The organism is Streptomyces sp. NPDC001709 (assembly GCF_053596375.1).
In genome coordinates, this window is record NZ_JBSFGB010000049.1 from 49,506 (window position 1) to 56,968 (window position 7,463).

The window sequence follows — 7,463 nt, forward strand, 5'->3', positions numbered from 1 at the left end:
ACCTACGGTCGTAGGCATGCGAATCGGCGAGCTGGCCGCACGGGCCCGGACCACGACCCGCACCCTGCGCTACTACGAGGCACGCGGGCTGCTGCCGGCCCGGCGCGACGGCAACGGACACCGCACGTACGACGAGGCCGACCTGAGGCTGCTGGAGCAGATCCGGACGCTGCGGGACTTCGGGTTCGAGCTGGAGGAGACGCGGCCCTTCGTGGAGTGCCTGCGCGCCGGGCACCCGGAGGGCGACTCCTGCCCGGCCTCGCTCGTGGTCTACCGGCGCAAGCTGGCGGAGCTGGACGCGCTCATCGGGCAGCTGTCGGCGGTGCGGGAGACGGTCGCCGGTCAGCTGCGGCGGGCCGAGCAGGCGCGGGACGCGCTGGCCGCCGAGGCGCTGGTTCCGGGGGGTCCGGAGCCCGTATGCGAGCTGGGAGGGCTTTCGCGATGAGCTTGGTGAGCGGACTGGCACAGGTGACGGACGCCGATTTCGAGGCGGAGGTGATCGGGGCCGAGCTGCCGGTGCTGGTGCAGTTCACCGCCGACTGGTGCGGGCCGTGCCGGCAGCTCGCGCCGGTGCTGAAGGACATCGCCTTCGAGGAGGGGGACCGGCTGCGGATCGTGCAGATCGACGTCGACCGCAATCCGGGGACGACCGTCGCCTACGGGGTGCTGTCCACGCCGACCCTGATGGTCTTCCGGGACGGTGAGCCGGTGCGGTCGATGGTGGGGGCGCGGCCCAAGCGGCGGCTGCTGGAGGAGCTGGCCGACGTGCTCTGAGGCGGAGCCGCCCACTAAAAAATCCCCTGAGCAATTGCGCTCGGGGGATTTCTGTGCGTATATTCAGTGGTTCGCGACTTCATTTTGAACAAGTCGCGGGGAAGTTCACTGGCACAGTATATCCGGGCGGGAGCGGAATTGTCAAACACCGAATTTCCAGACGATGAATTGCGCCGCGAGCAGGAATTCATCGACGGACTGTACGCGCGCGTGGACGTGCTGCGCGGCGAGGCCCAGTCCTCGGTCGCGGACGCGCTCGCCCAGGGCGACAAGCCCATGCAGGCCCGGCTGGAGCGGGACATCCTGGTCGCCGAGCGCTCGGGGCTGCTCGCCGCGCTGAACGCCGTCGACGGCTCGCTGTGCTTCGGCCGGATCGACCTCGCCGACGGCACCGGCCACCACATCGGCCGGATCGGGCTGCGCGAGGACGACGCCGAGCACACCCCGGTCCTCATCGACTGGCGGGCCGATGTCGCCCGCCCCTTCTACCTGGCCACCGGTCACACCCCGATGGGCCTGCGCCGCCGCCGGCACATCACCACCCAGGGCCGGAGCGTGACCTCCCTGCACGACGAGATCCTCGACCTCGGCGACGCCACCCGCACCGGGTACGAGGACCACAACGGCGATGCCGTGCTGCTGGCCGCGCTGAACTCGGCGCGCACCGGCCGCATGAGCGACATCGTGCAGACCATCCAGGCCGAGCAGGACGAGATCATCCGGGCGCCGTACCGGGGGGTGCTGGTGGTCGAGGGCGGCCCCGGCACCGGAAAGACCGCGGTCGCGCTGCACCGCGCCGCCTATCTCCTCTACGAGTACCGGGAGCTGCTGGCCCGCCGCGCCGTGCTGATCGTCGGCCCGAACCCGGCGTTCCTCGGCTATATCGGCGAGGTGCTGCCCTCGCTCGGCGAGACCGGGGTGCTGCTGGCCACGGTCGGCGAGCTGTTCCCCGGGGTGAAGGCCACCGCCACCGACACCCCGCAGGCGGCCGCCGTGAAGGGCCGCGCCGACATGGCCGACGTGCTCGCCGCCGCCGTACGCGACCGGCAGGCCCTGCCCGACCCGGTGATCGCGATCGAGCACGACCGCGAGGTCCTGATGCTCGACGACGGGCTCGTGGGCGTCGCCCGCGAGCGCACCCGCGCCGCCAAGCTGCCGCACAACGCCGCCCGTGAGTACTTCGAGGGGTACATCCTCAACACCCTCACCGAGCTGTACGCCGAACGCGTGGGCACCGACCCGTACGACGGCAGCAGCCTGCTGGACGCCTCCGACATCACGCAGATCCGCGATGAACTCGCCGAGAACCCCGAGGTCTGGGGCGCCATCGACCAGTTGTGGCCCCGGATCACCCCGCAGCGGCTCGTCGCGGACTTCCTCGCGAAGCCCGAGGGGTACGTCAGCGAGGAGGACGCCGCCGCCATCCGGCGTCCGGTGACCCGCGCATGGACCGTCGCCGACGTCCCCCTGCTGGACGAGGCGGCCGAACTCCTCGGCGAGGACGAGCGCTCGGCACGGGCCCGTGCCGAGCGCGAACGAGAGACCCAGGTCGCCTACGCCCAGGGCGTGCTGGACGTGTCGTACGCCTCCCGGACGTACGAGTTCGAGGACAAGCACGATGAGGAGTCGGAGGTGCTGTCGGCCCACGACATCATCGACGCCGAACGCTTCGCCGAGCGGCAGGAGGAGGCGGACCACCGCAGCGCCGCCGAGCGCGCGGCGGCCGACCGCACCTGGGCGTTCGGGCACATCATCGTCGACGAGGCGCAGGAGCTGTCGCCGATGGCCTGGCGGCTGCTGATGCGGCGCAGCCCCACCCGCTCGATGACCCTGGTCGGCGACCCCGCCCAGACCGCCGAGGCGGCCGGGGTCGGCTCCTGGGCGGACATCCTCGCCCCCTATGTCGAGGACCGCTGGGACCACACCCGGCTCGGCGTCAACTACCGCACCCCGGCCGAGATCATGGAGCTGGCCGCGGCCGTGGTCCGCGCCGAGAACCCGGACTTCGAACCGCCGAGTTCGGTCCGCACGACCGGGGTACGGCCCTGGGTGCGGCAGGCCGGCGGCGACCTGCCGGAGGCGGTGGCCAAGGCGGTCGCCGAACTCACCCCGGCCGAGGGCCGCCTCGCGGTCATCGCCCCGCGCGAGCTGCACCGCGCGCTGGCCGCCCGGCTGGACGGCGTCACGGCGGGCGGCGAGCCCGACCTGACCCGTACGGTCGTTCTGCTCGACCCCCGCCAGGCCAAGGGCCTCGAATTCGACTCGGTGCTGGTGGTGGAGCCGGTCCGCTACGGCACGAGCGACCTGTACGTCGCCCTGACCCGCGCCACCCAGCGGCTCGGGGTGCTGTACACGGACCGGCTGCCTCAGCCGCTGGCCACGGGCGTCACCGGGCCGTAGCGCTCGGCGAGGAGCTGCCCGTCGCCGACGGCGGCGGGCAGCTCGGGTGCAGCGAGGAGGGCTCGAAGAGGGTCCACGGGATCGGCCCGGTCTCCGTGGGAGCCGCCCCCTAAGGCGCGCGCTGATCGGCCGGTCAGGCAGGCCTCAGCCACACCGTCGCCAGCGGGGGCAGGGTCAGCCGGATGCTCGCCGGGCGGCCGTGCCACCCCTGGGGCTCCGGCTTGATGACGTCGGGGTTGGCGACATCGCCGCCGCCGTACCGCGCGGCGTCCGTGTTCAACGACTCGTGCCAGGCCGGTACGTCCTCGGGGACCCCGAGCCGGTAGTCGTGCCGGACCACCGGGGACATGTGGCAGACCGCGAGGAGCGGGGTGCCGTCGGCGTCCAGGCGCAGGAAGGCGAAGACGTTGTCGTCCGCCGCGTCGCCGGTGATCCACTGGAAGCCCGCCGGGTCGGTGTCCCGCTGCCACAGCGCAGGCGTCGCCCGGTACAGCGCGTTCAGGTCCCGTACGAGATCCCGTACGCCCCGGTGGTCGGCCTCGGCACCGTAGGACGGGTCGAGCAGCCACCAGTCGGGGCCGTGCGCCTCGGACCACTCGGCGCCCTGCGCGAACTCCTGCCCCATGAAGAGGAGTTGCTTGCCGGGATGGGCCCACATGAAGCCCAGGTAGGCGCGGTGGTTCGCGCGCTGCTGCCACCAGTCGCCGGGCATCTTCGACACCAGGGACCGCTTGCCGTGCACGACCTCGTCGTGGGAGATCGGCAGGACGTAGTTCTCGCTGTACGCGTACACCATCGAGAAGGTCATCTCGTGGTGGTGGTACTTGCGGTGCACCGGCTCGTGGGCCATGTACTCCAGCGAGTCGTGCATCCAGCCCATGTTCCACTTCAGGCCGAAGCCGAGCCCGCCGAAGCCGCTCGGGCCCCCGTGGTGGGTGGGGCGGGTGACGCCGTCCCAGGCCGTCGACTCCTCGGCGATGGTCACCACGCCCGGGCAGCGCCGGTACACGGTGGCGTTCATCTCCTGCAGGAACGCGACCGCGTCCAGGTTCTCCCGGCCGCCGTGCTCGTTCGGCGTCCACTGGCCCGGCTCGCGCGAGTAGTCCAGGTAGAGCATGGAGGCCACCGCGTCCACGCGCAGCCCGTCGATGTGGAACTCCTCGCACCAGTACACGGCGTTCGCCACCAGGAAGTTGCGCACCTCACGGCGGCCGAAGTCGAACTCCAGGGTGCCCCAGTCGGGATGGGCGGCCCGCAGCGGATCGTGGTGCTCGTACAGCGGGCGCCCGTCGAACTCGGCCAGCGCCCAGTCGTCGCGCGGGAAGTGCGCCGGCACCCAGTCCATCAGCACACCGATACCGGCCTGGTGCAGCTTGTCCACCAGGTACTTGAAGTCGTCCGGGGTACCGAGCCGGGCCGTCGGGGCGTAGAAGCCGGTGACCTGGTAACCCCAGGAGCCGCCGAAGGGGTGCTCGGCGACCGGCATCAGCTCCACGTGGGTGAAGCCCATCTCCCTGACGTAGCCGGGTAGTTGATCGGCCAGTTGGCGATAGGTGAGCGGCCGCCACGAGGGCAGGTGGACCTCGTAGACGGAGAGGGGCGCCTCGTGCACCGGGGTGTCGCCCCGGTGGGCCATCCACTCGGCGTCGGCCCACTCGTGGTGCGGGACGTGCACGATCGACGCGGTGGCGGGCGGGGCCTCGGTACGGCGGGCCAGCGGATCGGCGCGCAGGGTGCGCGAGCCGTCCGGGCGGGTGATCTCGAACTTGTACGCCTCGCCCGCGCCGATCCCCGGCACGAACAGCTCCCACACCCCACTGGAGCCCAGCGAGCGCATCGGAAAGCCCGTCCCGTCCCAGAAGTTGAAGCCGCCCGCGATCCGCACCCCCCGCGCGTTGGGCGCCCACACCGCGAACCGGGTGCCGGGCACACCCTGATGGGTGGTGACGTGCGAGCCGAGCGCCCGCCACAGCTGCTCGTGCCGGCCCTCGCCGATCAGATGCAGGTCCAGCTCCCCGAGGGTGGGCAGGAAACCGTAGGCGTCCTGGATGTCCAGGACGCTCCCCTCGTACGCCACCAGCAGCCGGTAGTCCGGCACGCCCCTGAGCGGCAGCGACCCCGAGAAGAACCCGTCGCCGTCGTCGTGCAGCTCGGCCCGCAGGTCACCGGTGACGACCGTGACGGACAGCGCGTACGGCCGGAAGGCCCGGAAGGCGACGCCGCCGGGCACCGGATGCGCGCCCAGCACCGAGTGCGGGTCGTGGTGGGTGCCGTGCAGCAGCCGTTCGCGCTCGGCGAGGGGAACGGTGACAGCCGGGGTGGTCCTCGAGGTGGCCGGCTTCTTGGTCGTCACGAACGGAGCCTCCTGGTCTTCACGCGGCGAGGCGACGGATCGCCGAGAGCGGTACGGGGAGCCAGTCGGGGCGGTGGCGGGCCTCGTAGACGACCTCGTAGACCGCCTTGTCGGTCTCGTAGGCCCGCAGCAGCACCGCGTCGGTGCGCGGATCGCGGCCGGCCACCTCCGCGTACCCGGAGCAGTAGGCGGCCCGGCACAGGCGCGCCCAGTCCGGTGCGGGCGGGCTCACGGTGTGGGCCGCGTAGTCGAAGGAGCGGAGCATCCCCGCGATGTCCCGCACCGGTGGCTGCGGCAGACGCCGCTCGGCCGGCGGCCGGGCCGGCTCGCCCTCGAAGTCGATCAGCGTCCACTCCCCGGAGGGCGAGCGCAGGCACTGGCCCAGGTGCAGATCGCCGTGGATCCGCTGGGCGGTCCAGGTGCGGCCCTCCGTGGCGAGACCGGCCAGCGCCCGATACGCCGAGCGCAGCCCGCTCTCGTACGGCCGCAGCGCCGGCACCGCCTGCACGGCCGCCGCCAGCCGCTGTGTCATCCCGTCGGCCAGCGCCCCCAGCTGCACATGGCCGAGGGTGACCGTAGGCAGGGCGCGGGCGAGCGCGGTGTGCACCTCGGCGGTGGCCCGCCCCAGGGCCCGCGCCTCGGCGGCGAAGTCCTCGCCCTTGGCCAGCTCGCGCAGCGCCAGCTCCCAGCCGTCGCTCGCACCGCTGACGAAGGGCTGGAGCACCGCCAGGACGTAGGCCGCGTCCGGTTCGCCGTCCAGCTCGGCGTGCAGCCAGGCGGTCGGCGCGGGCACCCGGGGGCAGCCCTCGCGGGCCAGCGCCAGGGGTATCTCCAGGTCGGGGTTGACACCGGGCACCACCCGGCGCAGCAGTTTCAGGATGAACGTATCGCCGTAGACCACCGAGGAGTTGGACTGCTCGGCGGTCATCAGCCTGGCCACGAGGCCCTCGCGGATCTCCTGGCTCGGGTCCCGCTCGAAACGCAGCCCGCCGATGCGGGCCTGGGTGCGCAGGGCTTCCAGGAGCACTTCGGCGGGCCGGGGGTCGTACAGGGCCTCGTACACCGTGCGTCCGGCGAGCGGCCCGTCCTCCACATGTCCGATCAGCGCGGGCGCCAGTCGGGGCGGCAGCGCCTCGCGCACGCCTATGAGCAGCTGGTAGCAGTCGCCCGCGTGGGGCTCGGCGCCCAGCACGGACGGCTGGTGGACGCGCAGCAGCAGGTGGTACAGGCCCAGCCGGCCGTCGGGCGGCAGCAGCTCGGTGGCGGCCACGGGCGTGAACCCGGTGACCGGGCGACCCTTGCCGGCGAACCAGCGCTGCCTCGGCAGCCAGTCGCGCAACAAGGGGTCGAGGGAGGCGAGGAACGAGGGGGTGGTGACCGTTTCCGCCATGGGCGTCATGTCCTTTCCCCGGATCGTCGGGGTGTTACTGATGCGTGCCCCGGGTGGGACGGCGGAAACCGCCCCACCCACGGGGTTCTAGGCCACGTCCCGGCGCAGGCGGAACCAGTAGAAGCCGTGCCCCGCGAGGGTGAGCAGGTACGGCAGCTCGCCGATGGCCGGGAAGCGGACCCCGCCGAACAGCTCGACCGGGTGCCGCCCGCCGAACCGGCTCAGGTCCAGCTCGGTGGGCTGCGCGAAGCGGGAGAAGTTGTGGACGCACAGCACGAGGTCGTCCTCGTACTCCCGCAGGAACGCCAGCACCGCCGGGTTCGTGGACTGCAGTTCGGTGTAGGACCCCAGTCCGAAGGCAGGATTCTGCTTGCGGATCTCGATCATGCGCCGCGTCCAGTGCAGCAGCGAGGACGGCGAGGACATGGAGGCCTCGACGTTGGTGACCTGGTAGCCGTAGACCGGGTCCATGATCGTGGGCAGGAAGAGGCGTCCCGGGTCGCTGGAGGAGAAGCCCGCGTTGCGGTCGGGGGTCCACTGCATGGG

Annotated in this window: 6 protein-coding genes; 3 read left to right on the forward strand and 3 right to left on the reverse strand. The window is 72.2% G+C overall.

Annotated features, from left to right (window positions below; genetic code table 11):
* Nucleotides 1-16: 16 nt before the first annotated feature.
* The 3 genes from ACWC0C_RS41860 (at nucleotide 17) to ACWC0C_RS41870 (ending at nucleotide 3,174) form a co-directional block, all read left to right on the forward strand.
* Complete coding sequence (locus tag ACWC0C_RS41860; RefSeq protein WP_450869926.1) at nucleotides 17-445, forward strand: MerR family transcriptional regulator; 429 nt, start codon at nucleotides 17-19, stop codon at nucleotides 443-445.
* Complete coding sequence (locus tag ACWC0C_RS41865; protein ID WP_449197171.1) at nucleotides 442-774, forward strand: thioredoxin family protein; 333 nt, start codon at nucleotides 442-444, stop codon at nucleotides 772-774. The genes ACWC0C_RS41860 and ACWC0C_RS41865 overlap by 4 nt, the downstream gene beginning before the upstream one ends.
* Nucleotides 775-894: 120 nt before the next feature.
* Nucleotides 895-3,174, forward strand: a complete 2,280-nt coding sequence (locus ACWC0C_RS41870; protein ID WP_450869934.1) for a HelD family protein — start codon at nucleotides 895-897, stop codon at nucleotides 3,172-3,174.
* A gap of 133 nt (nucleotides 3,175-3,307) precedes the next feature.
* On the opposite strand, the gene glgB is transcribed toward ACWC0C_RS41870, so the two are convergent.
* The 3 genes from glgB to ACWC0C_RS41885 form a co-directional block, all read right to left on the reverse strand.
* Entirely contained in the window at nucleotides 3,308-5,527 is a 2,220-nt protein-coding gene (glgB, locus tag ACWC0C_RS41875) for a 1,4-alpha-glucan branching enzyme (RefSeq protein ID WP_450869928.1), read from the reverse strand.
* A gap of 19 nt (nucleotides 5,528-5,546) precedes the next feature.
* Complete coding sequence (locus ACWC0C_RS41880) at nucleotides 5,547-6,917, reverse strand: maltokinase N-terminal cap-like domain-containing protein (RefSeq protein WP_450869929.1); 1,371 nt, start codon at nucleotides 6,915-6,917, stop codon at nucleotides 5,547-5,549.
* 87 nt (nucleotides 6,918-7,004) lie between these two features.
* On the reverse strand, nucleotides 7,005-7,463 hold a 459-nt coding region (locus ACWC0C_RS41885; RefSeq protein WP_450869931.1), incomplete at its 5' end, for an alpha-glucosidase C-terminal domain-containing protein.